Source organism: Streptomyces sp. NPDC059224 (genome assembly GCF_042754285.1).
GTDB lineage: Bacteria > Actinomycetota > Actinomycetes > Streptomycetales > Streptomycetaceae > Streptomyces.
The window spans coordinates 13,466-40,109 of sequence record NZ_JBHZAN010000047.1 but is presented as its reverse complement, the minus strand read 5'-3'; the positions used below and the strand labels follow the sequence as shown (position 1 = coordinate 40,109).

General features: G+C 74.8%; 5 protein-coding genes. 3 read left to right on the top strand and 2 right to left on the bottom strand.

Going from position 1 to position 26,644, the window contains the following annotated elements; all coding sequences use genetic code 11:
* Positions 1-54: 54 nt before the first annotated feature.
* Complete coding sequence (locus ACFXI4_RS38060; protein WP_385000229.1) at positions 55-22,122, bottom strand: non-ribosomal peptide synthase/polyketide synthase; 22,068 nt, start codon at positions 22,120-22,122, stop codon at positions 55-57.
* 227 nt (positions 22,123-22,349) lie between these two features.
* Between ACFXI4_RS38060 and ACFXI4_RS38055 the strand changes: the two genes are divergently transcribed.
* Genes ACFXI4_RS38055 through ACFXI4_RS38045 form a run of 3 tightly spaced genes read left to right on the top strand, consistent with a single transcriptional unit; the run spans position 22,350 to position 25,337 of the window.
* Positions 22,350-23,345: a FecCD family ABC transporter permease gene (locus tag ACFXI4_RS38055; RefSeq protein ID WP_385000281.1), complete on the top strand. Its 996-nt coding sequence runs from the start codon at positions 22,350-22,352 to the stop codon at positions 23,343-23,345.
* Complete coding sequence (locus ACFXI4_RS38050) at positions 23,342-24,430, top strand: FecCD family ABC transporter permease (RefSeq protein ID WP_385000226.1); 1,089 nt, start codon at positions 23,342-23,344, stop codon at positions 24,428-24,430. The genes ACFXI4_RS38055 and ACFXI4_RS38050 overlap by 4 nt, the downstream gene beginning before the upstream one ends.
* Positions 24,431-24,434: 4 nt before the next feature.
* Complete coding sequence (locus ACFXI4_RS38045; protein ID WP_385000223.1) at positions 24,435-25,337, top strand: ABC transporter ATP-binding protein; 903 nt, start codon at positions 24,435-24,437, stop codon at positions 25,335-25,337.
* 332 nt (positions 25,338-25,669) lie between these two features.
* Here ACFXI4_RS38045 and ACFXI4_RS38040 read toward each other — a convergent pair whose 3' ends face one another.
* Positions 25,670-26,623, bottom strand: coding sequence for a methionyl-tRNA formyltransferase (locus ACFXI4_RS38040; protein WP_385000220.1), 954 nt, complete (start codon positions 26,621-26,623; stop codon positions 25,670-25,672).
* Between the last annotated feature and the right edge of the window lie 21 nt (positions 26,624-26,644).

The following is a 26,644-nucleotide window of genomic DNA, read 5'->3' as shown; positions in this document are numbered from 1 at the left end:
CCTTTCGGTCTGTTCGGTCTGTTCGGTCTGCGTGGGTGGGTGCGGTGCGGGCCGTCAGTCGCGTTCCTCCGCGCGTCGTACCAGGGCCTCCAGCGCGCGGAACCAGGTCTCGGCCAGCGCCCGTACCGCGTCCTCGGTGAGGAGGTCGGCCGCGTACGCCCAGTGGGCGCCGAGTTCCGGGCCTTCGGGGCGGTCCTCGGTGAGGGCGTTGAGGGTGAGGGCGTGCGACATCGGCATGCCGGGGTCGGCGTCGAGGTCGGCGGCGGACTCCTCGGCGGCGTAGGACCAGTCGGCGTCCGCGGGCCGGTCGAAGCGGCCCATGTAGTTGAACTCGATCTGCGGTTCGCCGAGTTCGGCGAGGAGCGGCCCGGTCACGGGGTGGAGATGGCGCAGCAGGCCGTGGCCGACACCGGCCGCGGGGAGATTGCCGAGGTGCTCCCGGATCCGGGCCACCGCCTCGTCCAGCGCGGCCCCGCCCCCGAGCGTGTCCAATCCGGCCGTGCCCGGGTCGAGCCGTACCGGGACCACGCTGGTGAACCAGCCGACCGTACGGGACAGGTCGGCGTCGCCCGCGATCTCCTCCTCACGGCCGTGGCCCTCCAGGTCGACCAGGACCGGGCCGCCGGCGCTCCGGGCGCCCAGCGTGCGGGCCCGCCAGTCACCGACGGCCAGGGCGAACGCGGTGAGCAGGACGTCGTTGACGCTCGCCCCGAAGGCGGCCGGGGCCCGGCTGAGCAGCGGCCCGGTGACAGCGGCGGGCAGGGTCAGCGAGAGGTAGCGGGTCCGCGCGACCGTGTCCCGCGCGGGGTCCAGGGGGCGGGCCAGAGGCAGTCCGGCGCCCTCGGCGAGGACGGACGTCCACCACGGCAGCTCGTCCTCGGCCGCGGGGTCGGTGGCGCGGGCGCCGAGCAGCCGCGACCAGCGGCCGAACGACAGCTCCACCGGGGCCGGTTCGGGGGTTCGGCCGCCGCGGACGGCCGCCCAGGCGGTGGCCAGGTCGGGCAGCAGCACCCGCCAGGAGACGCCGTCGATCACCAGGTGGTGGACGAGGAGCAGCAGCCGCCCGGGACGGCCGGGACCGGCGTCGAACCAGACGGCCCGCACCATCGCCCCGGTGTCGGGGTCGAGTTCCGCCAGGGCCGTACGCGCGTGGCGGGCGATGGCGTCCCGCAGTGCGGACTCGTCGGCCACGGCGTCGCGTACGTCGACCCGGGCGAGCCAGGTCCGCACGTCGGTGTCGGGCGCGGCCGGCACCCACAGGGCGGCCTGTGGTGCGCGGACGAGCCGGGCACGGAGCATGTCGTGCCGGGCGGCGAGCGCCCCGAGCACGCTCAGCAGGCCGGGTCCGGTGAGGTCGGCGGGGGTGCGGATCAGGGCCGCCTGGTGGTAGGCGGCGATCGGGCCGCCGCGGTCGATCAGGGCCCGCATGATCGGGGTGAGCGGGACGCTGCCGGTGCCGTCGTCGTGCGTGGCGTGCCGTTCGCCGGCTCCCAGCGGGACGGCGACGGCGGCGAGGCCCGCGACCGTGCGGTGCCGGAAGACCTGGCGGGGCGTGATCCGCAGGCCGCCGGAGCGGGCCCGGGCGACGAGTTGCATGGCGACGATGCTGTCGCCGCCGTAGGCGAAGAAGTCGTCGTCCGTGCCGACGGCCGCGGCGGGCAGCCCGAGGGTGTCGGCGAACAGGTCGCGCAGGGTGTGCTCGGTGTCGTTCTCCGGGGCCCGGCCGCCGCCCGCCGCGGTGAAGTCGGGGGCGGGCAGGGCGGCCCGGTCGAGCTTGCCGTTGGACAGCAGCGGCAGCCGCTCCAGCACGACCACGGCGGCCGGGACCATGTAGTCGGGCAGGACGGCCGCGGCATGGGCGCGCAGTTCGGCGCCGGCCGCGTCGGCCGACACCGCGTAGGCGATCAACTGCCGTACGCCGGGGCGGTGTTCGCGGGTCACGACGACGCTCCGCACGACTGCCGGATGGGTGTCCAACGCGGCCTCGATCTCGGCGGGTTCGACCCGGTAGCCGCGGATCTTCACCTGGTCGTCGCTGCGGCCGGCGAACTCCAGAAGTCCCTCCTCGGTCCAGCGGGCCAGGTCGCCGGTGCGGTACATCCGCTCCCCCGGGTTGCCGAAGGGGTCCGCGACGAAGCGTTCGGCGGTCAGTGACGGGCGGCCCAGGTAGCCGCGGGCCAGGCCCGGCCCGGAGAGGTACAGCTCGCCGGTGACGCCGGGCGGGACCGGGCGCAGCGCGGTGTCCAGGACGTAGGCGCGGGAGTGGTGGACGGGGCGTCCGACGACCGGGCGGGCGCTGTCGCGGACCCGGCCGACGAGGGCGTCCACGGTGGCCTCGGTGGGACCGTAGAGGTTGACGGCCTCGGTGTCCGGGAGGGCGGCAAGCCGGTGCCACAGCGACTCGGGCACGGCCTCGCCGCCGAAGCCGACCAGTGCCAGCGGGCAGCGGCCGTCCGGGCCGATCAGCCCGCTGTCCGCCATCCGGGCGAGCAGGGACGGCGTGACCTCGACGAAGTCGATGCCCTGGTCACGGACGAACGCGGTGAGGAGCTCGGGGTCGCGGCGCGTCTCGTCGTCCGCGATGTGCAGCGCGTGCCCGTCCAGGAGCCACAGTTGCGGCTGCCAGGAGGCGTCGAAGGAGAACGACCAGGCGTGCCCGATGCGCAGGTGCCGTCGTCCGGTGCGTTCCCTGGCCAGGTCGTGCAGGTCGTGGCGGTGGCTGTGGAAGAGGTTGGCGACACCGCGCTGGGTGACGACGACCCCCTTGGGGCGGCCGGTGGAACCGGACGTGTAGATGACGTAGGCGGGGTGGTCGGGGCCGGGCGGGGTGGGCTCGGACTGCGGCAGGCCGTCCGCGGGGGCGTCCAGGAGGAGGACCGGGACCCCGGTGGCGGGCGGCAGACCGGCGGCGGTGTCCGTCGTGGCGAGGAGCAGCGCCGGGCGGGCGTCGGCGAGCGTCGCGGCCAGCCGGGCCTCGGGCAGGTCGGGATCGAGGGGCAGATAGGCGGCGCCCGCCTTCATCACCGCGAGGATCGCGGCGATGTGGCCGGCGGTGCGGGGCAGCGCGAGCGCCACGATCCGCTCGGGTCCGGCGCCGTGCCCGGCCAGCGTCCGCGCCAACTCGGAGCTTCGGGCGTCGAGTTCGGCGAACGTCCAGGTGGTGCGGCCGTCGGTGACAGCGACCGCGTCCGGGGTGGCGGCGGCCTGTGTGGCGAACAACGCCGGTACCGTGCCCGGTCGTTCGGACGTCGGGAGTGCGTTGTCGTTCCAGGTCTCCAGGACGGCGTACCGGTCGGCGGAGCCGAGCAGCTCCAGCCGGCCGACGGGACCGTCCGGGTCGGCGGCCATGCCGGTGAGGAGTGCGGTCAGGGCGTCGGTGATCCGTCGTACGGTGGCCGCCTCGAACAGGTCGGGGCGGAACTCGGCGGTCAGCCGCAGCCGTTCGGCGGGTTCGACGGCCCAGGCCAGTGGATAGTGGGTGGAGTCCGCGTGGTCGCGGACGGTGACGCGCGGCGCGTCCCCGGTCCCCTCGTCGTCCTCGGCCACCGGGTAGGACTCGAACACCAGCAGGGTGTCGAAGAGTTCGCCCAGTCCGGCGGCGCGCTGGATGTCGGCGAGTCCGAGGTGCTGGTGGGCGATGAGCCGGGACTGCTCGTCCTGGAGCCGCTCCAGCAGGGCGGCCGTGCTCTCGGCTGGGCGGACCCGTACCCGTACCGGGACCGTGTTGATGAACAGGCCGATCATCGCCTCGGATCCGGCGAGTTCGGGCGAGCGGCCGGCGACGGTGGCGCCGAACACCACGTCCTCGCGCCCGGTGAGCCGGCCGAGGAGCACGCCCCAGGCCGCCTGCACCAGGGTGTTGAGGGTGACGCCCCGGCTCCTGGCGAACGCCTCCAGCTCCGCGGTGCGGCCGGCGTCCAGTTCCACGGTGTGGGTGTGCGGGACGGCGGTGGCCCGGTCGGGGTCGGCGGGCGCGAGCCGGGTGGGCTCGGCGAGACCGGTGAGGGCCTCGTTCCAGGCGGCGGTGGCCGCGGCGGGGTCCTGGGCGGCCAGCAGCCGCAGATGCGCACGGTAGGGGGCGGCCGGTGCCGGGGTGCGGCCCTCGTAGCGCGCCCACAGTTCGGCGGCCAGCAGGGGCAGCGACCAGCCGTCCAGGAGCAGGTGCTGGTGGGAGAGGACCAGCCGGTGCCGGTCCTGCCCGACCCGGGCCAGCAGCATCCGCAGCAGCGGCGGGTGTTCGAGGTCGAAGCGGCGCCGCTCCTGTTCGAGCAGCCGGGTCCAGTCCTGCGCTTCCCCGGTGAGGTCGAGCCGCCGCCACGGCAGTACGGCGGTGCGCGGTACGACGGCGACGGGCCGTCCGGAGGACAGGTGCCAAAAGCCGCCGCGCAGGTTCTCGTGGGCGTCGAGCACGGCCTGCCCGGCGGCGCGCAGCCGGTCGGGGTCCAGGGGGCCGTCGAGGTCGTAGGAGACCTGGACGGTGTAGACGTCGGGTCCCTCGTCGCCGGAGTCCAGGGCCGCGTGGAAGAGCAGGCCGGCCTGGAGCGGGGAGACGGGCAGGACGCCGGATCCGGCGGGCAGGGCGGCGAGTTCGGCACGCTCGCTGTCGGTGAGGTCGAGCAGGAGGCTCTCCTCCCGGTGTTCGGCGACGGCCGTGGCGGTCACGGTGGCCAGTCCGGCGGCCGACTTGTGCCGGAACACGTCCCGGGGGCTGAACGCCAGTCCGGCGGCGCGGGCCCGGGCGACCAGTTGCATGGCGACGATGCTGTCGCCGCCGAGGGCGAAGAAGTCGTCCTCGACGCCGACTCGTCCGAGTCCGAGCACCTCGGCGACGAGAGCGCACAGGGTCTCCTCCAGCGGGGTGCGCGGCAGGGTGTCGCCGACCTCGGCGGCGAAGTCCGGCGCGGGCAGCGCCCGGCGGTCCAGCTTGCCGTTGGGGGTGAGCGGCAGGGCGTCGAGGGTGACCACGGCGGCCGGCACCATGTGGTCGGGCAGCGACCGGGCGGTGTGGGCCCGGAGTCCGGCGGGGTCCGTGCCGGAGCCGGCGGGGACCACGTAGGCGACGAGCCGCTCGTCGCGCAGCACGACGGTGGCGTGCGCGACGCCCGGATGGGCGGCCAGCACCGCCTCGATCTCGCCGGGTTCGATCCGGAAGCCGCGCAGCTTGACCTGGTCGTCGACACGGCCGAGGTACTCCAGCTCGCCGCTCCCGCTCCAGCGGGCCAGGTCACCGGTGCGGTACATCCGCTCCCCCGGCTCGCCGAAGGGGTCCGCGACGAACCGCTCGGCGGTCAGGCCGGGACGCCCGAGGTAGCCCCGGGCCAGCTGGACGCCCGCCAGATAGAGTTCACCGCTCACGCCGGGCGGCACCGGGTTCAGGGCGCCGTCGAGGACGTAGGTCCGGGTGTTCCACACCGGGCGGCCGATCGGCACGGCGGCCGGGTCGGCGGGCACCTCGTGTGCGGTGACGTCGACGGACGCCTCCGTGGGTCCGTACAGGTTGTGCAGGCGGGTGCCCGGCAGGACCTGGTGGAAGCGGGCGGCCAGCGGGGCGGGCAGGGCCTCGCCGCTGCACATCACCTGGCGCAGCGCGGTACGGCCGGCGGCGGCCGGTTCGTCCAGGTAGGCACGCAGCATCGACGGCACGAAGTGGGCCGTGGTGATGCGCTGCCGCTCGATCAGGCCGGCCAGGTGGACCGGGTCCTGGTGGCCCTCGGGACGGGCCAGGACCAGGGTGGCGCCGGTGATCAGCGGCCAGAAGAACTCCCACACGGACACGTCGAACCCGGCGGGGGTCTTCTGCAGCACCCGGTCGTCGGCGCCGAGTCGGTAGGTGTCCTGCATCCACAGCAGCCGGTTGACGATGCCCGAGTGCGTGACGGCGACGCCCTTGGGGCGGCCGGTGGAGCCGGAGGTGTAGATGACGTAGGCGGGACGGCGGGGGTCGTAGGCGGTGGGCAGGGGTGCGTGGGCCGGCTCGGCGGGGGTGCCGCCGGCGTCGACCGTGAGGCGGGGGACGCCGGTGCCGGGGAGGGCGACGCCTTCGGTGGTGACCAGGCAGACCGGGCGCGCGTCGGTGAGCGTGTACGCGAGCCGCTCGGCCGGGTAGCCGGTGTCCAGGGGCAGGTAGGCGGCGCCCGCGCGGTGCGCGGCGAGCAGCGTCACCACGAGTGCCGGGGAGCGCGGCAGGGCGACGGCGACCGTCGCCTCGGCTCCCGCCCCGTGCGCGGCGAGGGTGTGGGCCAGCCGCTCGACGCGCCGGTCGAGTTCGGCGTAGGTGAGCGAGGTGTCCTCGAAGACGACCGCCGTGGCCGTGGGGGTGCGGGCGGCCTGTGCGCGGAACAGCTCGGGCAGGGTGAGGTGGGGGACGTCGTGGCGGGTGTCGTTGAACTCGGTGAGGACCAGGGCGCGTTCGGCGTCGCGCAGCACGTCGAGGGTGGCGACGCGGCGGCCGGGGTCGGCGGCGACCTGTTCGAGGAGCGACTCCAGCCGGAGGGCCAGGGCCTCGGCGGTGGCGGGGTCGAACAGGTCGGCGCTGTACTCGATCCAGCCCTGGATGCCGTTGCCCTCGCCCTGCTCGACGAAGTCGAAGCTGAGGTCGAACTTGGCGCCGTCCTGGCCCACGGTCTCCCGGCGGGCCGTGAGGCCGGGCAGGACGGGTCCGGTGCGCTGCCCGGCCAGGTGGACGACCATCACCTGGAACAACGGGTGCCGGGCGAGGGAGCGTTCGGGGTTGAGGGCCTCCACCAGCCGTTCGAAGGGCAGGTCCTGGTGCTCGTAGGCGGCCAGGTCGGTCTCCCGGACGCGGGCCAGCAGTTCGGCGAAGGTGGGATCGCCGGACAGGTCGGTGCGCAGGACCAGGGAGTTGACGAAGAAGCCGACGAGGTCGTCGAGTGCTTCGTCGCCGCGCCCGGAGACGGGGGCGCCGAGCGGGATGTCCTCGCCGGCGCCGAGCCGGTGCAGCAGCGCGGCCACGGACGCCTGGGCGACCATGAACATGCTGACGCCGTGGTCGCGGGCGAGGGCCCGCAGCGCGGCTTCCAGGCGGGGCGGGACGGTGAAGCCGACGGTGCCGCCGCGGCCGCTGGACTCGGCGGGGCGCGGCCGGTCCACGGGCAGGTTCAGTTCCGCCGGGAGCCCGGCCAGGGTGTCCTTCCAGTGGGCCAGCAGATCGGCGCCGGTGGCCTCCAGCAGGTCGCGCTGCCAGAGCGTGTAGTCGGCGTAACTCGCGGGCAGCGGAGCCCACTCGGGGCCGCGGCCGGCGGTCCGGGCCGCGTAGGCGGCGGAGAGGTCGGCGAGCAGCGGCCGGTCGGACCACTCGTCGGTTGCGATGTGGTGCAGGACGAGCAGCAGCACCTGTTCCCGCGGTGTGCCGGTCTCGAACAGTGCGGCCCGCAGGGGGAGTTCACGCGCGAGGTCGAAGGGGCGGGCGGCCTCGGCGGCCGGCTCGGTGTGCTGCCCGGTGCCGAGCCGCACGCGGCCCTCGGCGGGGTCCAGCACCCGCTGGTACGGCACCCCGTCCACCGCCGGGAACACGGTCCGCAGCGGCGCGTGGCGGGCGACGACGTCGTTGAGGGCGGCTTCGAGGGCGGCCCGTTCCAGCTCGCCGGTGAGACGCCAGGCGGCGGGGATGTTGTACGCGGGGTTGGGGCCCTCCACCTGGTCGAGGAGCCACAGCCGGTGCTGGGCGGAGGACAGCGGCAGCCGCTCGGGGCGCGGCCGTGCGCTGTCCAGCGCGGGCCGGCCGACGGCCCGGCCCGCGTCGAGACGGGCCGCGAGCCGGGCCGGGGTCGGCGCGTCGAAGACCGTACGCAGCGAGACCTCTCCCCCGAGCGCCGCGCGGACCCGGCCGACCAGGCGCATGGCGACCAGTGAGTGGCCGCCGAGGGCGAAGAAGTCGTCGTCGGGACCGACCTGTCCGACGCCGAGCACGGCGGCGAACTCCGCGCACAGCAGTTCCTCGCGCGCGGTGCGCGGCGGCCGCCCGCCGGCACTCGCGGCGGCCGTCGGGCCGGGGGCGGGCAGGGCGGCGGTGTCGAGCTTGCCGTTGACCGTGCGGGGCAGTGCGCCGAGGGCGACGAAGGCGGCGGGCACCATCGGCGCCGGCAGCGCGGCCACGGCATGGGCGCGCAGTTTGGCCGGGTCGGGCACCTGCCCGCTCGTCCGGTCCCCGACGACGTAGGCGACCAGGCGGGGTGAGCCGGGCCGGTCCTCGCGGACGACGACGGCCGCGGCGGCGACGGCGGGGTGGCCGACGAGCACGGCCTCGACCTCGCCGGGTTCGATCCGGAAGCCGCGCAGCTTGACCTGGTCGTCGGCGCGGCCGAGGAAGACGAGGGTGCCGTCGGGCCGGCGGCGCACCAGGTCGCCGGTGCGGTACATGCGCGCGCCGGGCGTGGCCGCGTACGGGTCGGCGACGAACCGCCCGGCGGTCAGGCCGGGACGGCCCAGGTAGCCGCGGGCCAGTCCCTCGCCCGCGAGGTACAGCTCGCCGGGCACCCCGGCGGGGGTGGGCCGCAGCCTGTCGTCGAGGACATGGGCGCGGATGTTGTCCAGCGGGGCGGCCCAGTCGGCGGCCTGGCCGGTGCCCGGGGCGTGGTGCCAGCCGTAGGCGTCGACCGCGCACTCGGTGGGTCCGTACAGGTCGTGCACGGCGGTGTCGGGCAGGGCGGTCAGGCGCCGCCACAGGGCGGGCGGGGTGGCCTCTCCGCCGACGGCGACGACGGCCGGGACCGGGCCGGTGCCGTCGGCCGCGAGGAAGCCATGGTGCAGCAGTTCGCGCAGATAGGTGGGGGTGAGGTCGACGAAGTCGATGTCCGAGTCGGCGAGCCGGCGCAGCAGGGCCGCGGGGTCGAGCATGGTCGGCTCGTCCACGACGTGCAGTTCGTGCCCGGCGAGGAGCCACAGCAGCGGTTCCCAGGAGCCGTCGAAGCTGAAGGAGGCGGCGTGGATCGCGCGCAGCGTCTCCCGCCCGGTGTCGCGGACGGCGGGCTCGATCAGGTCGCGCAGATGGGCTGCGTAGAGGTTGCCCAGTCCGCGGTGGGTGCCGATGACGCCCTTGGGGCGGCCCGTGGAGCCGGAGGTGTAGATGGTGTACGCGGCCTGGAGCGGGTGCGGGGCCGGGGCGGTGCGGGCCGGGGCGGCCACCGGCCATGGCTCGTCGAGGAGCAGCCGTGGTACCGCCGGGGCGTCCGGAAGGCGCACGGCGAGCGCGGAGGTGGTGAGCACGCACGCCGGGGCCGCGTCGGTGAGCATGAACTCCAGGCGCTCCGCCGGGTGTTCGGGGTCGAGGGGAAGGTAGGCGGCGCCCGCGGCGAGGACGCCGAGGAGCGCGGGCACCATCTCCTGGCGGGGCAGGGCGAGTCCGACGACCGTGCCGGGACCGGCGCCGTGGGCGCGCAGCCGTTGCGCCAGCGCCTGGACGTGTCCGTGGAGTTCGGCGAACGTGGTGCGGCGCGGGGTGCCGGACGGGCCGGTGACCAGGGCCGTACGGGCGGGGTGGCGGCAGGCGGTGTCGGCGAGGATCTCGGGGACGGAGCGGGTCTCCACCGGGTGCGCGGTGTCGTTCCAGGCGCCGGTGGCGTTCGCCAGCTCGTCCGGCGTCAGGATGTCCAGGTCCGCGAGCGGGGCGTCCGGGGTGCGGGCGGCCCGGTCGAGGAGGAGGACGAGCCGCTCGGCGAGCAGCGCGGCCGTCCCGGGGTCGGCGAGGTCGGTGGCGTACTCCAGCAGGAGCGTGATGCGGCCGGAGACGTCGGACTCGTCGACGAAGGTGAAGTCGAGGTCGAACTTGGCGGTGCCGGTGGCCATGTCGTACCAGTCGGCGGGCAGTCCGAGCAGGGTGTCCGGCTCGCCGTCGGGCCGGTGGTGGTAGCCGAGCATGACCTGGAAGAGGGGGTTGCGTCCGGCGGCGCGGGGCGGGTTGACGGCCTCCACCACCCGGTCGAAGGGCACGTCCTGGTGCTCGAAAGCGGCCAGTGACGACTCCCGCACCCGGGCCAGCAGCTGACGGAAGGTCAGTTCTTCGCCGTCGGCACTGGAGAGGTCCGTGCGCAGGACGAGGGTGTTGACGAAGAAGCCGACCAGGTCGTCCAGTCCGCTGTCGGTGCGGCCGGCGATGGGGGCGCCCAGCGGGATGTCGTCGCCCGCTCCGAGCCGGTGCAGCAGGGCGGCGGTGGCCGCCTGGAGCAGCATGAACATGCTGGTGCCGGTGGCGGTGGAGAGATCGCGCAGGGCTCGGCCGGTGTCCGCGGGCACCGCCCGGCGTACGGTGCCGCCGCGGCCGGAGGGCTCGGCCGGGCGGGTCCGGTCCAGGGGCAGGGCCAGTTCCGCGGGGGCGCCGCGCAAGGTCTCGGTCCAGTAGGTGAGTTGCCGATCCCCGAACAGGTCGAGGAGGCGGTCCTGCCACAGGGTGTAGTCGGCGTACTGCACGGGCAGCGGCGCCCAGTCCGGGGCCGTGTCCGCGCGGCGGGCCGCGTAGGCGGTGTCGAGGTCGGCGAGGAAGGGCCGGTCGGACCACTCGTCGGTGGTGATGTGGTGCAGGACGACGGCCACCACGTGCTCGTCAGCGCCGAGCCGGAACACCTGGCAGCGCAGCGGGAGTTCGGCGGTGAGGTCGAAGGGGCGGCGCTGGGCGGCCTCGATCAGCGCGGGCAGGTCTTCCTCACGGGCGTCGGTGACGGTGAGGGCCGGCTCCGCCTCGCCGGCCGGGACGATCCGCTGGTACGGCTCCGAATCGTGGGCGGGGAACACCGTGCGCAGGGCCTCGTGGCGGCCCGCCACGTCCCGCAGGGCGGCACGCAGGGCCTCGGTGTCGAGGTCCCCGCGCAGCCGCAGGACCAGCGGGAAGTGGTAGGCGACGCCGCTGCCGGTGATCTGTTCGACGAGCAGCATCCGGCGCTGGGCCGGGGACAGCGGGATGCGGTCGGGGCGGTCGGTCACCGCGGTGACGGGCGGCCGGGCCGGGCCGGCGGCACCGACCCGGGCGGCGAGCCGGGCCGGGGTGGGCGCCTCGAAGAGGTCACGGATGGCGAGTTCGGCGCCCAGCTCGGTGCGGGCCCGGCTGACCAGGCGGGTGGCGAGCAGCGAATGGCCGCCCAGGTCGAAGAAGTTGTCCTCGGCGCCGGCCGCCGGCAGCCCCAGCACCTCCGCGAACAGGCGGCACAGCACCTCTTCCTGCGGGGTGCGGGGGCCGCGCCCGCCGCCGAGGGCGACGGCGGGTTCGGCCTCGGGCAGGGCCCGGACGTCGAGCTTGCCGTTGGCGTTCATGGGCAGGCCGTCGACGGTGACGAAAGCGGCCGGGACCATGTACGCGGGCAGCTCACGGCCGAGGTCCTCGCGCAGCCTGCGGACCAGGGCGCTGGTCTCGCGGGCCGCGGTGGGGTCGTTGGCGTAGGGTCCGCTGCCGCCGCCGGGGCGAAACAGGCCGTCGGTGAGGCGGTGTTCGGCGGGCTCGCCGGTGAGGAAGACGGCGTCGTACGTGCCGGTCCGTGCCGACCAGGTGGTCAGCACCCGGTGTCCGGCGGCCGCGCCGAGCGCGTGCAGGGTCTCGGGGTCGACGCCGTCCTCGGCGGTCCGGCCGTCCGGGATGCCGGTCACGCGCAGGGCCGCGGGCCGCTCGGCGCGCGAGCGGTCGCCTCGCCGGCCGGCCGGCCCGGAACCGGCCGACAGGAGCCGGCCGACGGCTTCGGAGGTCCAGCCGCCGCGGGCGAGTTCACCCACGGTGTGGGCGGTGGTCCATTCGACCGTCGGGGCTTCGCCCAGCCGCACGTCTGGCTCACCCGCGTACAGGACGACGTCGTAGCGGTGCCGGGTCAGTTCGTTGTGGTGCCGGCCGCGCTTGGTGCGCAGGTCGACGCCGTGGCCGAGGGTGGTGAAGAAGTCGGGGTCGACCAGGAGTTCCTTCTCCAGGCGCAGCCCGCGTTCCACGGCCCGCTCCAGCTCGTCGTCCGCCGTGCCCCGCGCGTGCTGGATCTCGGTGTGGAAGGTGCGGGCGAGCCGCAGGTTGCGGACGTCGCCGATGAAGAGGGCACCGCCGGGTGCGAGCAGCGCCATGGCGCCGTCGATGACCGAGGCGAGGTACTCGATGCTCGGGAAGTACTGGATGACGGAGTTGACGACGATCGTGTCGAAGTAGTCGGCGGGCAGGCCGCCGAGATCGTCGGCGGGACGGCAGCGCAGCTCGACCCTGGCCGCCAGCTCCGGGTCCCCGGCGCGCAGTTCGGCGCCGATCTTCCGGATGACGGGGGCGGCGAGGTCGGTCGCCCAGTAGGCCTCGGCCTCCGGGGCGAGCCGGGAGAGCAACAGGCCGGAGCCGACGCCGATCTCGAGGACGCGGCGCGGGTTCAGCGAGCGGATACGGGCGAGGGTGGCCTCGCGCCACTCGTGCATCTGCTCGAAGGGGATGGGCTGTCCGTCGTAGGAGCTGTCCCAGCCGTCGTACTGCTCGGTGAAGACGGCGGTGCCGATCTCCTCGTACTCGTCGGAGTAGATCTCCCGCCACTCCCCGACCTGTGCGGCCTCGGCGGCGGTGCGTTCGCCGGTGCCGGCGCCGGACGGCACGACATAGCCGACGAGGCGTTCGTCGCGGACCACCACGGCGGCCTGGGAGACCAGGGGGTGGCGGCTCAGGGCGGTCTCGATCTCGCCGGGTTCGACGCGGTAGCCGCGGATCTTGACCTGGTCGTCGGTGCGGCCGAGGAAGTCGAGGTTGCCGTCGGGGCCCCGCCGCACCAGGTCGCCGGTGCGGTACATGCGCTCGCCGGGCACGCCGAACGGGTCGGCGACGAACCGTTCGGCGGTCGGGCCCGGCCGGTCGAGGTAGCCGCGGGCCAGGCCGATGCCGGCGACGTACAGCTCGCCGGGCACGCCCTCGGGCACCGGCCGCAGCCAGGAGTCCAGGATGTGGGCGCGAGTGCCGCGGATCGGCTTGCCGACGGTCGGGGTGGCGCTGTCGAGGGTGCCGCCGCCGAGGGTGTTGATGGTGTACTCGGTGGGCCCGTACAGGTTGTAGCCGTAGGTGCCCTCGGTGTCGCGCAGGGCCGTCCAGACGGTCTCCGGGACGGCTTCGCCGCCGAGCAGCACCAGCGGCGGGACGTGGCCCTCCAGCAGGCCCTGCTCGATGAGGAGCCGGGCGTAGGTGGGGGTCACGTTGACGACGTCGACGCGGTGGTGTCGGCAGTAGGCGACCAGCGCCTCGGCGTCGCGCCGCAACTCCTCGTCGCACACGTGCACTTCGTGGCCCTCGACCAGCCAGAGCAACTCCTCCCACGACATGTCGAAGGCGAAGGACACGGTGTGCGCGATCCGCAGCCGCCGGCCACCGGCCGCCGCGATGGCTGGTCCGAAGATCTCCTTCTGGTGGTTGAGCTGCATGTTCGTCAGTCCCCGGTAGGGGGTGACGACGCCCTTGGGGCGGCCGGTGGAACCGGAGGTGTAGATGACGTAGGCGGGGTGTTCGAGGCTGAAACGGCGGTGCACGGGGGTGTCCGGCAGCCCGGCCAGCTCCCCCTCGGTGTCCGGGTCGTCGAGCAGTACCCGGGTCATGTCGCCCTCCAGCGTGGCCGATACGGCCGTGTTGCTGAGCAGCAGCAGCGGGCGGGCGTCGGCCAGCGTCAGGGAGAGCCGGTCGGCCGGGTGGTCCAGCTCCAGCGGCAGATAGGCGGCGCCCGTGCGCAGTACGGCGAACAGGGCGACGACCATGTCGAGGGAGCGCGGCAGGGCGAGGGCGACGACCCGCTCGGGGCCCGCGCCGCGCTCCGTCAGCAGCCGGGCCATGCGGTTGACGGCGGCGTCGAGTTCGGCGTAGGTCAGGGTGCGCTCGCCGAAGACCAGGGCGCGGGCGTCCGGGGTGCGGGCGGCCTGGGCTGCCAGCAGGTCGGCGATGGTGTCCTCGGGGTCCGCGACCCGCCCGGCGGCCCACTCCTCGCGCAGCGCCGCGTGTTCGGCGGGCAGCAGCGGGTCCAGGGAGCCGACGGGGGCCGTCAGGTCGGCGGTGAGGCGGTCCAGGAGCAGGGCGAAGCGGTCCAGGAGGTCCTGCGCGCGGTCCGCGGGGACGAGATCGGGCCGGTGGGTGAGGGTGAGCGCGATCCGGTGACCCGGGGTGACGACGAGGTTGGCCGGGTAGTGGGTGGCGTCGACGTTGGCGACGGCGGTGGCGCCGTGCCGGGTGCGCAGCCGCGCCAGCCGGTCCTCGGTGTCGTTGTTGCGGAGCACGAACAGGGTGTCGAAGAGCTTGCGGTGCCCGGTCTCGGCCTGGAGCACGCCGAGGCTGAGGTGTTCGTACGGCATCAGGTCGAGCCGCTCGCCCTGGATGCGGCGGAGCAGGCCGAGGACCGGCTCGGCGGGGTCGAACACGATCCGGGTCGGGACCGTGTTGAGGAACAGGCCGATGATGTTCCCGACGTCGTGGACCTCGCTGGGCCGGCCGGCCACCGTCGTGCCGAACACGATGTCGGGGCGGCCGGTGGCGGAGGCGAGGGTGAGGCCCCAGGCCGCGTTGAGCAGGGTGTTCAGGGTGAGGCCGTGGGCGCGGCCGGTCTCCCGCAGCCGGTCGCCGAGTGCGGCGCTCAGGCGTACCCCGAGCTGCTCGGGGATGACCGGTTCGAGGCCGTCCGCGGCCGTCGGCGCGAGCAGGGTGGGCTCCTCCAGGCCGCCCAGGGCGGTGCGCCAGGCGGCGGTGGCGGCGGCGTCGTCCTGCTGGTCCAGCCAGGTCAGGTAGTCCCGGTAGCTGCCGGGCGCGGCCAGTGCTCCGGCGTCGCCGCCGGTCTCGTACAGCGCGAACAGTTCGTCGAGGAGGAGCCAGGCCGACCAGCCGTCCCAGAGGATCAGGTGGCGGCCGACGACCAGCCGGTCGCCTCGCTCGGCGCCGAGGCGGAGCAGGAGCAGCCGGAACAGCGGGGGCGCGGCCAGGTCGAACCGCCGGTTGCGCTCGGCGTCGGTCAACTCCCGCACACAGAGGTCCTGTTCGGCCGCCGAGAGGTGGGCGAGGTCGACCTCCGTCAGCGGGATGCCCGGGTCCTCGACGATGAACTGCACCGGCCGGTCGAGGCCTTCGCTGGTGAAGCCGGCGCGCAGGCCGGGGTTGCGGTCGAGCAGCGTGCGGACCGCGGCGCGCAGCCGGGCCGTGTCCAGCCGGGTGGCGAAGTCGAAGGTCTCGTGGACGGTGTAGACGTCCAACGCGCCCTGGTCATAGGCCGAGTGGAAGAACAGGCCCTCCTGGAGGGGGGCCAGCGGCCAGACGTCGGCGACGGCCGCCGGGGCGGCGAGGGCGCGGACGCGGGCCTGCTCGGCGTCGGTGAGGGGGAAGGCGGCGGCCGAAGTGGCGGCCGTGGCGGTGCCGGTGTTGGCCGCGAGGGCGGCGGGCGTGCGGTGGGTGAACACGTCGCGCGGGCTGAGGCCGAGGCCGGCGGCCCGGGCCCGGCTCGCGACACCGATGGAGCTGATGCTGTCGCCGCCGAGCCGGAAGAAGTCGTCGTCCGGGCCGACGTCGGCGATGCCGAGGACGCCCGCGAAGATGTCGGTGAGCTGCCGTTCCAGGGGGCCGGCGGGCTCGCGGCGGGCGGCGCGTCCGGCCTCGGGAGCGGGGAGTGCGGCTTGGTCGAGCTTGCCGCTCGGGGTGAGCGGCAGGTCGTCGAGGACGACATACGCCTCCGGGACCAGGGGGGCGGGCAGCGCGTCCGCGAGCGCGGCACGCAGTTCGGCCGGGTCGGCGACGGCACCGGCGGCCGGGACCGCGTAGGCGACCAGGCGCTGGTCGCGGACGACGACGGCACCGCGCGCCACCGCCGGGTGCCCGGTCAGCGCGGCCTCGATCTCGCCGGGTTCGATCCGGTTTCCGCGCAGCTTGACCTGCCGGTCGGTACGGCCCAGGTAGTCGAGGGTGCCTTCCGGGCGGCGGCGCACCAGGTCACCCGTGCGGTACATCCGGGCGCCTGGGGTGGCCGCGTACGGGTCGGCGACGAAGCGGTCGGCGGTGAGCGCGGGGCGCCGGTGGTAGCCGCGGGCCAGCTGGACGCCGGTCAGGTACAGCTCGCCGGGGACGCCGTCGGGCACCGGGCGCAGGCCGGAGTCCAGCACGCGCAGGCCGGTGTTCCACACGGCCCGGCCGATGGGCACGGTGGTGTCGGGTGCGCCGTCGAAGGTGTGGTGGGTCACGTCGACGGCGGCCTCGGTGGGGCCGTACAGGTTGTGCAGCGGGACGCCGGTCAGCTCGTGCCAGCGGGCCGCCGCCTGTCCGGGCAGCCCTTCGCCGCTGCTGAGGACCCGGCGCAGGCTGCCCGCCCACGCGGGGTCCGCGGTGACCTCCTCGGAGGCGAGGAACGCCTCCAGCATGGACGGGACGAAGTGCGCCGTCGTCACGTTCTCGGCCCGGATCAGCCGGGCGAGGTAGGCGGGGTCACGGTGCCCGTCGGGGGCGGCGAGGACGACGGCGGCGCCCTCGTGCAGCGCCCAGAAGAACTCCCAGACACTGACGTCGAAACTCGCCGGTGTCTTCTGCAGCACCCGGTCGTCGGCGCCGAGCCGGTAGGCGCCCTGCATCCAGGCGAGCCGGTTGCCGATGGCGCGGTGCGTGACGACGACGCCCTTGGGGCGGCCGGTGGAGCCGGAGGTGTAGATCAGGTAGGCGGGGTGGTCGGGGGTGAGCGGCACGCCCCGGGGTGCGTCCGGAAGGTCCGCGCCCTCCTCGCCCCCCTCCGCGTACAGGATGTCCAGGCCGTCCGGGTCCGGCAGGCGTACGGCGTCCCGGGCGGTGGTGACGACGGTCCGGGCGCCGGAGTCGCTGAGCATGTACGCGATGCGGTCGGCCGGGTAGTCGAGGTCGACGGGCAGATAGGCGGCGCCCGCCTTGAGCACGCCGAGCAGGGCCACCATCAGTTCCGCCGAGCGCGGCACGGCGACGGCGACGAACTGCTCGGGTCCGGCTCCCCGGGCCCGCAGCCGTCGGGCCAACGCTTCGGCGCGGGCGTCGAGTTCGGCGTAGCTGAGGGTGGTGTCCGCGAAGACGACGGCGGTGGCGCCGGGGGTGCGGGCGGTCTGCGCGGCGATGGCGTCGGGCAGGGTGACCGCGGGCACGGTGTGCCGCTCGCCCTCGGGGTGGGTCCGCTCGGCCGGGGTGCGCAGGTCGAGGGCGGCCACCGGACGGGCGGTGTCGTCGGCGAGGGCGTCCAGGACCAGGGTGAGCCGGCCGGCGAGGAGCCCGGCGGCGTCGGCGGAGAGCCGGCCGGTGTGGTGCTTGAGGCGCAGGTCGAGTCGGCGGCCGGGCTTGACGATCAGGGCCAGCGGATAGTGCACGGCGTCGTGGAAGGCGTGCCCGGTCAGCCGGATGGTGCCGGTGGGGTCGGTGAGGTTCGAGTCGGCGGGGTAGTTCTCGAACACCACGAGGGTGTCGAAGAGTTCGCCGCCGCCCGGGTGTCCGGCGGCCCGCTGGATCTCGGCGAGGCCGAGGTGCTGGTGGTCCAGAAGGGCGCTCTGCTCCCGCTGGAGCCGTTCCAGGACGGCGCCGAGGGTGTCGGCGGGCGTCCAGCTGAGCCGGGTGGGCAGGGTGTTGATGAAGAGGCCGACCATCGACTCGATGCCCGGCACGGCGGCGTCACGGCCGGAGACGGTGGTGCCGAACAGCACGTCCTGGCGGCCGGTGAGGCCGGCCAGCAGCAGGCCCCAGGCGGCCTGGACGACGGTGCCGAGGGTGACGCCGTGCTCACGGGCACGGGCGGTGAGGCGGGCGGTGGTGCGCTCGGGCAGCTCGATGCGGATCTGGGCGGGCTCGATCGGCCCGGTGGCGGGGGTCTCGACCAGGCGGGTGGGCTCGTCGATCCCGGCCAGGGCGGATCGCCAGGCGTGCCGGGCGGCCTCGCGGTCGGCGCGGGCGATGCGGGCCAGATGGCCGCGCAAAGGTGCGACTTCCGGCAGCGCGGTGGGCTCGGCGCCGTACAGGGCGAGGAGTTCGCGGTGCAGGACGGGCAGCGACCAGCCGTCGGCGACGATGTGGTGGAAGGTCAGGACCAGTCGGCCGCGGTCCGGGGCGAGGCGGACCAGGGCGCAGCGCACCAGCGGCGGGTGGGCGAGGTCGAAGCGGCGGGCGCGCTCGTCGGCGGCGACGGCCTCGGCGAGTCCCGCACGGACGGCGGGATCCTGGGCGGCGAGGTCGACCTCGCGCCACGGCACGTCGAGGCCGGTGGCGACGATCTGGACGGGGCGGTCGCCCGGGAGCCGGCGGAAGCAGGCCCGTAGCGGGGCGTGCCGGTCGAGCAGCCGCCGGGCGGCCTGCCGGAGCAGGTCGCCGTCGACGGGTCCGGCGAGTTCGATCACCTGCTGGACCACGTAGGCGTCGTGCTCGCCGCCGTCCACCAGGGCGTGGAAGTAGAAGCCCTCCTGGAGCGGGCCGAGCGGCAGGACCTCGGCGACGGTGAGCGGGTTCTGGCCCTGGAGCGCCGCGAGTTCCTCGGCGGTCGGGGCGTCCCAGGGCAGCTCGGCGGTGTCCTCGGTGCTCGCGTCGGCGGTGCGGGCGACGGTGGCGAGCTGGGCGACCGTACGGTGCCGGAACACGTCGCGCGAGGTCAGCTCCAGGCCGCCCCGGCGGGCCAGGACCAGTAGCTGGATGGCGACGATGCTGTCGCCGCCGAGCGCGAAGAAGTCGTCGTCGACGGTGACCGAGGACACCCGCAGGGCGCGTGCGTACAGGCCGCACAGCAGGCGTTCCCGCTCGGTGCGCGGGGCGCGGCCCGCGCTGAGCAGGCCGTAGTCCGGGACGGGCAGGGCGGCCGAGTCGAGCTTGCCGCTGGGGGTGACGGGCAGCCGGTCCAGCGGGACCAGGCCGGCCGGGACCATGTACTCGGGCAGGAACTCGGCTGCGTGCGAGCGCAGTTGGGCCATCAGCGCGCCCACGTTGCGGAACGGCGCCGGCCGGTTGGCGTGCGGGTGGTCCTGGGCGGGGCGGTAGAGCGGGCCGAGCGGGGTGTCGTCGCCGAGCGCGAACACCGCGTCGAAACTGCCGTCGTCGGCGTCCGCGGTCCAGGTGAGGGCGGCCCGCAGGCCGTGCCGGGCGGCGGTCTCGTGCACGGTCTCGGGGTCGACGCCGGGGCCGCCGGTGCGGCTGGAGTCGTCGAGGGTGCCGCGGGCATCCAGGTCGGGGGCGAGGCGGGCGTTGGGGATGCCGGTGACGCGCAGCCGTGCCGGTCGGTCCGGGGCGGTCAGCCGCTCGGCGAGGGCCTCGGGGGTGCCCAGGTCCGACCAGGGGACCTCGTTCGCGGGGTCGGTGGGGACCTCGGCCGGGTCGCCGGTGGAGGTCGTGGCGGCCGGGCGCAGGACGACGTCGTAGCGGTAGCGGGTCAGCTCGTTGTGGTGGGTGCCGCGCTTGATCCGCACCTCGGCGGTGCAGCCGTCCAGGGCCGCGAAGTAGTCCGGGTCGACGAGGAGTTCACCCTCCCAGGCGACGGCCCGGTCGACGGCGGCACGCAGGGCCTCCTTGTCGTCCGTGCCGGCCCGTGCCGTCTCGATGGCCGCGCTCAGGGTCCGCAGCAGCCGCAGGTTCCGTACGTCGCCGACGAACAGCGCGCCACCGGGCGCAAGGAGCCGGAGGGCCGAGCGAAGGACGTCGGTGAGGTAGCCGGCGCCCGGGAAGTACTGGATGACGGAGTTGACGACGATCGTGTCGAAGGTGCCCTCCGGCAGGCCGGTCAGCTCGTGCGCGGGCCGGGCCAGCAGAGTGACCCTGCCGGCCAGTTCGGGTACGGCCTCGACCTGGGCGCGCAGGGCGCGCACGGCTTCCTCGGAGAGGTCGGTGCCGACGTACCCGTCGCAGCCCGGGGCGATCCGGGACAGCAGCAGTCCGCTGCCCACGCCGATCTCCAGGACGTGGCGGGGCCGCAGTTCCCGGATCCGGTCGACGGTCGCGTCCCGCCACTCGCGCAGGTCGGCGAGGGGAATGGGCAGCCCGTCGTACATGCTGTTCCAGCCCGCGAAGTTCTCCTCGAAGCCGTCCGAACCGGCGGCGGAGTAGAGGAGTTCGTGCAGGTCCTTCCAGTCGGACACGGCCTCGTCGGCCCCGGCGGCTTCCAGGGAGGGCACGACGTAGGCGGCGAGCCGGCGGTCGCCCGGGCGGTCCTCGCGGACCACGACGGCGGCCTGGTCGACGGCGGGGTGGGCGCGCAGCACCGACTCGATCTCGCCGGGCTCGATACGGAAGCCGCGGATCTTGACCTGGCCGTCGGCCCGGCCGTGGAACTCCAGCCGCCCGTCCGCCTTCCAGCGGACCAGGTCGCCGGTGCGGTAGAGGCGCTCGCCGGGCGCGCCGAACGGGTCGGCGACGAACCGCTCGGCGGTGAGCGCGGGCCGGCCGAGGTAGCCGCGGGCGAGTCCGGCGCCGCCGAGGTACAACTCGCCCACCACACCGGCCGGTACCGGCCGCAGCCGGTCGTCCAGGACGTAGGCGCGGGTGCCGGGGTCCGGGACGCCGATGGGCACGATGGTCCCGGCCGGGGTGTCCGGATCGCACAGTCCGAGCGTGGAGTTGGTGGTGGCCTCGGTGGGGCCGTAGGCGTTGAACATCATCCGGCCGCGCGCGTACCGCCCGACCAGTTCCGGCGAGACCCGCTCGGTGCCCGCCAGCAGGGTCGCCCCGGACGGGAGCGGTACGTCCTCCGGCATGGCGGCCAGCAGCGCGGGCGGCAGGATCATGAAGGTGATGCCGTGCTCGTTCGCGTAGTCGGCGAGCGGCGCGCCGGGCACCCGGCGGTCGGCGGGTACGACGACCAGCCGCCCGCCGGAGAGCAGGCCGAGGCACAGGTCCCAGAAGGCCACGTCGAAGCTGGGCGAGGCGAACTGCAGGACCCGGCTGTGCGGGCCGATCCCGAACCGTTCGCGCTGGGTGGCGACCAGTTTGGCGACGCCGGCGTGGGAGAGCACCACGCCCTTGGGGCGGCCGGTGGAGCCGGAGGTGTAGATGACGTACGCGGCGTGTGCCACGGTCAGCCCGGCGGCGGCCGCGGGGTCGTGTTCGGGGTGGCCGGCGAGTTCGGCGCGGGTCTCCGGGGCGTCGAGGACCAGCGGGTCCTGGCCCGGTGGCAGGTCGGGGACCGTCTCGGCGGTGGTGACGAGGCAGACCGGCCGGGCGTCGTCGAGCATGTAGGCGATGCGGTCCGCCGGGTAGTCGGTGTCGACGGGCAGGTAGGCGGCGCCCGCCTTCAGCACGGCGACCTCGGCCACGATCATGTCGGCCGAGCGCGGGACGGCGAGGGCCACCACCCGCTCGGGCCCGGCCCCCCTGGCCATTAGGGCGTGCGCCAAGCGGGCCGCCCGGGCGTCGAGTTCGGCGTAGGTGAGGCGGACGTCCTCGTGGATCAGGGCCACCTCGTCGGGGCGGGCGGCCACCTGGTCGGCGAACATGCGCGGCCAGGTGAGCGCGGGCGCGCAGTGCGCGGTGTCGTTCCACTCGACGAGGATCCGGTGCCGTTCGTCCTCGCCGAGGAGGTCCAGGGCGGCGACCGGGGTGTCGGCCCGGTCGAGGGCCGCGGCGAGCAGGGTGGCGTAGTGGCCGAGGACGCGGTCGACGGTGGCGGCCTCGAAGAGGTCGGGGTCGTAGTCCGCGCGCAGTTCCCCGTCGGCCACGGACAGCGCCAGGTCCAGCGGGCCGCCCTGTTCCCAGGGCGCGCTGCCGAAGCCGGTGGCGCACAACAGGGCGCCACCGCGGCCGGGTTCGGGAGCGAGCAGCCGCAGCAGGTCGGCGGTCGGCAGCCGGTGGGCGGCCGCCTCCGCGCGGGCGGCCGTGACGCCTGCGCGGAGTTGGGCGAAGGTCAGGCCGCCGGCCACCGTGAGGCGCAGGGGGAGCCCGTCGTACGCGACGGTCATCTCGGTCGCGGCGGCGCCGCCGTAGCGGTGCAGGAGGGCGACGAAGGCGGCGAGCCGGGTCGCCTCGTCGGCGGTGGTCCGCAGCGCCGCCGTGCGGCGGCCCGGCCGGCCTCGTTCCCGCGACCGGGGCGGGTGGGGGAAGTCGTGCGGCAGCGCGGTCTCCGGTGCCGGTGCGGCGAACCTCTGCCGCCAGTACTCCTCGGTGGTGCCCACCCTCGTCGCCGGATTCGCGGAAGCCGGAATCGCCGAAGTGGGTGCGGAAGATCGCGTGTTGCCCGACACAGCTGCCCGTGCCTCCCCATAGGTGTGGAACGGCTCAGCGGAGCCGCGACCGCTCGCATAGTAAGGTAAGGATTACCTAACTCAACAGTGTCGATGCGGTTTCGGCGATCCACGTCACAGCAACTGAGGTTATGCTCACCTAACCTGCCCTCAGGAGCGTTCGGGGGCCCACCGGAAGACGGCATGGAGACCGGCAAGTGGCTTCAGACAGAAGGCTTCGCACGACGGTGCTGGTGTCACTGATCGTCGCCCTCCTGGTCCTTTTGTCCCTTCTCTCCGTGGCGCTGGGCGCGTTGAGCGTTCCGCTCGACCAAGTGGTGCGCTCGGTCCTCGGGCATCCGCCGAGCCGCCTCGTCGACAACGTGATCTGGTCGGTGCGCGTCCCGCGCACCCTGCTGGGCCTCGCGACCGGCGCGGCGCTCGGCATGTCCGGCGCCCTGATGCAGGCCCTGACCCGCAACCCCCTCGCCGATCCGGGCATCCTCGGGGTCAGCGCCGGCGCCTCCTTCGCGATCGTCGTCTCGGTCGCGGTGTTCGGCGTCGGATCGCTGTACGGCTACGTGTGGTTCGCGTTCGCCGGGGCGCTGGCCGCCAGCGTCCTGGTCTTCCTGCTCGGGCGGCTCGGCCGGTCCGGGGCGACCCCGGTCAAGCTGGCGCTCGCCGGAGTGGCCGTCACGTCGCTGCTGTCCTCGCTCACCAGCGCCCTGGTGCTGACCGACCAGGACGCGCTGGACCGGTACCGCTTCTGGTCCGCCGGCACCCTGGCCGACCAGGACGCCGGCGACCTGCTGCGCATCCTGCCGTTCCTCGCGGCCGGCGCCGTCCTCGCGCTGTCCTGCGCTCCCGCCCTCAACAGCATGGCCCTCGGCGACGACGTGGCCGCCTCGCTGGGGCGGCGGCTCGGTCCGGTACGGCTCCAGGGCGTGACCGCGGTGGTGCTGCTGACCGGCGCGTCGGTCTCCGTGATCGGCCCGGTGGTCTTCCTCGGCCTGGTCGTCCCGCACATCGCCCGGGTGCTCGCCCAGGCGGCCGGAATCGGCCCCGACCACCGCTGGCTGCTGCCGCTGTCGGCGGCGCTGGCCCCCGTGCTGCTGCTGACCGCCGACATCGTGGGCCGGGTGGTGGCCAGGCCCACCGAGATCCAGGCCGGTGTCCTGGTCGCGTTCCTCGGCGGACCGTTCTTCATCGCCCTGGTCCGCCGCCGCAAGCTCGCGGAGGTGTGACCGTGACCTCTCCCCCGGCCGCCCGGCCGCACACCCGGCCCGCACTGCGCGACCGGCCCTTCCGCCTGGCCGCGCCCCCTGTCTCGGGAACGTTCCGGCCGCGCCTGGTGCTGACCGGGGTGCTCGTCGCCCTCGGCGCGTTCGCGCTGCTCTGCTGGGGTCTCGCTCTCGGCGACTATCCGGTGGGCCTGCCCGGCGTCGTCAAGGCCCTGTTCGGCGTCGGCGATCCCGGCACGCTCACCGTCGTACGGGACCTGCGGCTGCCGCGCGCCCTCGCCGGGCTCCTCGTCGGCCTCGCCTTCGGTGTCTCCGGTGCCGTGTTCCAGACGATGACCCGCAACGCGCTGGCCAGCCCCGACATGATCGGGCTGACCGAGGGCGCCGGAACCGCGGTGGTGGCCGCGGTGGTCCTCGGCTGGACCGGCGGCCTCGGGCTGTCCACGCTGGGGCTGCTCGGCGCCCTCGCGACCGCGCTGCTCGTGTACGCGCTGGCCTGGAAGGGCGGGACCACCGGGTACCGCATCATCCTCGTCGGCATCGGCGTGTCCTGGATCTGCACCAGCGCCACCGACTTCCTGGTGGCCCGGGGGAACCGGTTCCAGGCACAGGAGGCGCTCGGCTGGCTGGTCGGCAACCTCAACGGCCGTACCTGGGACCAGGTGGACTCGCTGGCCGTCGCGCTGGCCGTACTGCTGCCGGTGACCCTGGGCATGGGGCGCTGGATGCGCACGCTCCAGCTCGGCGACGACGTGGCGGCCGGGCTCGGCACCCCCGTGCAGCCGGTCCGGCTGGCGCTGCTGTTCACCGGCGTCGGCCTGATCGCCTTCGGCACGGCCGCGGCAGGACCTGTGGCGTTCGTGGCCCTGGCCAGTCCGCAGATCGCCCTGCGGCTGGCGGGCACCTCGTCGCCGCCCCCGCTCGTCTCGGGTCTCACCGGCGCCTTCGTCGTCCTCGGGTCCGACCTCATCGCACGCGAGGCGATCCCCGGGACGGAACTGCCGGTCGGGATCGTCACCGGCGCCCTGGGCGCGCCGGTCCTGCTGTGGCTGCTCATCCGCGCCAACCGCGCGGGCTCTGGAGGCTGATCCCATGTCGACCACCGACTCGCGCACCCCGCACGCGACCACCCATCGCTCGCCCGAAACGCTCCCGCCCGGGCCCGAGTTGCGTGCCGCGGGCCTTCATCTGGCCTACGACGGAAGGCCGGTGGTGGCGGACCTGGACCTCACCGTGCCCACCGGCCGGATCACGGCCATCGTCGGCGCCAACGCCTGCGGCAAGTCGACCCTGTTGCGTGCCCTCGCCCGGCTGCTCGCCCCGCGCCAGGGAGTGGTGGAACTGGACGGGGCCGCGCTGCGCTCGATACCGACCCGCGAACTCGCCCGCAAACTGGGCATTCTGCCGCAGACGCCGGTGGCGCCGGAGGGGCTGACCGTCGTCGACCTGGTGGGGCGCGGCCGCTCCCCGCACCAGACCTGGTGGCGGCAGTGGTCGGCGGCGGACGAGGAGGCCGTGCGGGCCGCGCTGGCCGCCACCGAGCTCACCGACCTCGCCGACCGGCCGGTGGACGAGCTGTCCGGGGGCCAGCGGCAGCGCGCCTGGATCGCCATGGCGGTCGCCCAGGGCACCCCCGTGCTCCTGCTGGACGAACCGACGACCTATCTCGACCTCGCGCACCAGATCGACGTGCTCGACCTGATCACGGACCTCAACCGGCGCGAGGGCCGCACGGTGGTGATGGTGCTGCACGACCTCAACCAGGCCTGCCGGTACGCCGATCACGTCATCGCCATGAAGGCGGGCCGGATCGTCGCCGAGGGCCCGCCCGCCGAGGTGGTCACCGAGGCCACCGTCGAGGACGTCTTCGCCCTGCGCTGCCGGATCACCCCCGACCCGGTCAGCGGCACCCCGATGGTCATCCCGCTGGGCCGGCACCACCACGACGACGCCACCGACGCCCCCGGGAAGACGGTGCCGGCCACCGCCGACTGAACCGCCCTGCACCGGCACCGCGCTCTGCCGACCGGTGGGGGCGGGGTGCGACGCCCACTCCCCGGGCCGCTCGCCCCGCCGCCCGCCGTGAATGCCGGGCCCTCGGAGGCCCGCAGCGCCCCCCGGGGGGCCGTCACCCGCACACGGCCCGCCACCGCCCCGAAACCAGGTCCCCGGACGGCACCGCCACCCCCACAGGACTTCGGTGAGCCGCCCGCGGCTTGTGCCGCCGGACGGCTGCCGGAGTGTCCAGCAGCAGCTGAATGCCCGTCAGTTCTCAGGGGTGCCGTCCCCGGAGGGCGGCCCGGCGCGGCCGGGGGCGGGGTCTGCCGTCAGGGGCGGGACGTCAGGTAGCCGCCCATGGTGCGGAAGTAGTCCGCCGCCGCGTACTCCGTTCCGTCGTCGGTGCGTACCCGGCGGATCAGCAGGCCCCGGTCACGGCCCGTGTGAGCGGCGGGGCCCGCCACGACGACCACGCCGTCGCCCTCGCGGATGAAGATCCGGCCCGGGGTGCCGCCGTAACACCGCTCGGAGAGGGCCGCGGAGACGATCCTCAGCCGTTCGCCGCGGTGGAAGGCGTACGCGTTGGGGTACGGGTCCGACTGCGCCCGCACGAGGCGCTCCAGGCGTTCCGCGGGCCATGTCCAGTCGATGCGGCTGTCCTCCAGGGACCGCTTGTGGAAGAAGCTGGCACGGCTGCGGTCCTGGGGTGCCCACCGGCCGGTGTCCCGGCCGGAGGCGATCAGGTCGAGCGACTCGCGCACGATGGGCGCGATGAGGTCGACGGTCCGGTGGAACAGGTCGGTGGCCGTGTCGGCGGGCCCGACCGGTACCGAGCGCTGCACCAGGACGTCCCCGGCGTCGAGTTCGGCGTTCATGCGGTGTGCGGTGACGCCGACCCGCTCCTCGCCGTTGAGCAGCGCCCAGATGATCGGCGAGAACCCGGCGTAGGCGGGCAGCAGGGAGTCGTGGACGTTGAGCGTGCCGTGCGGGGGCAGGTCGAACAGCTCCGGCGGCAGCCAGGTCCGCCAGTTGTTGGCGACGATGATGTCCGGACGGGACTCCCGCACAGCGGCGAGGAGTCCGGCGTCGTCGGGGCGGTCGCGCAGCAGCACCGGCACGTCGTGCTTCTCGGCCAGCTCGGCGACGTTGTCGTCCCAGATCTTCTCGTAGGCGTGCTCGCTCCTCGGGTGGGTGAGGACGAGGACGACCTCGTGTTCGGAGTCCAGCAGCGCCTGCAGCGTCCGGTGACCCCACGTCTGGTAGCCGAGCATGACGACCCGCATGACGGTCCTTCCCTTCTCAGA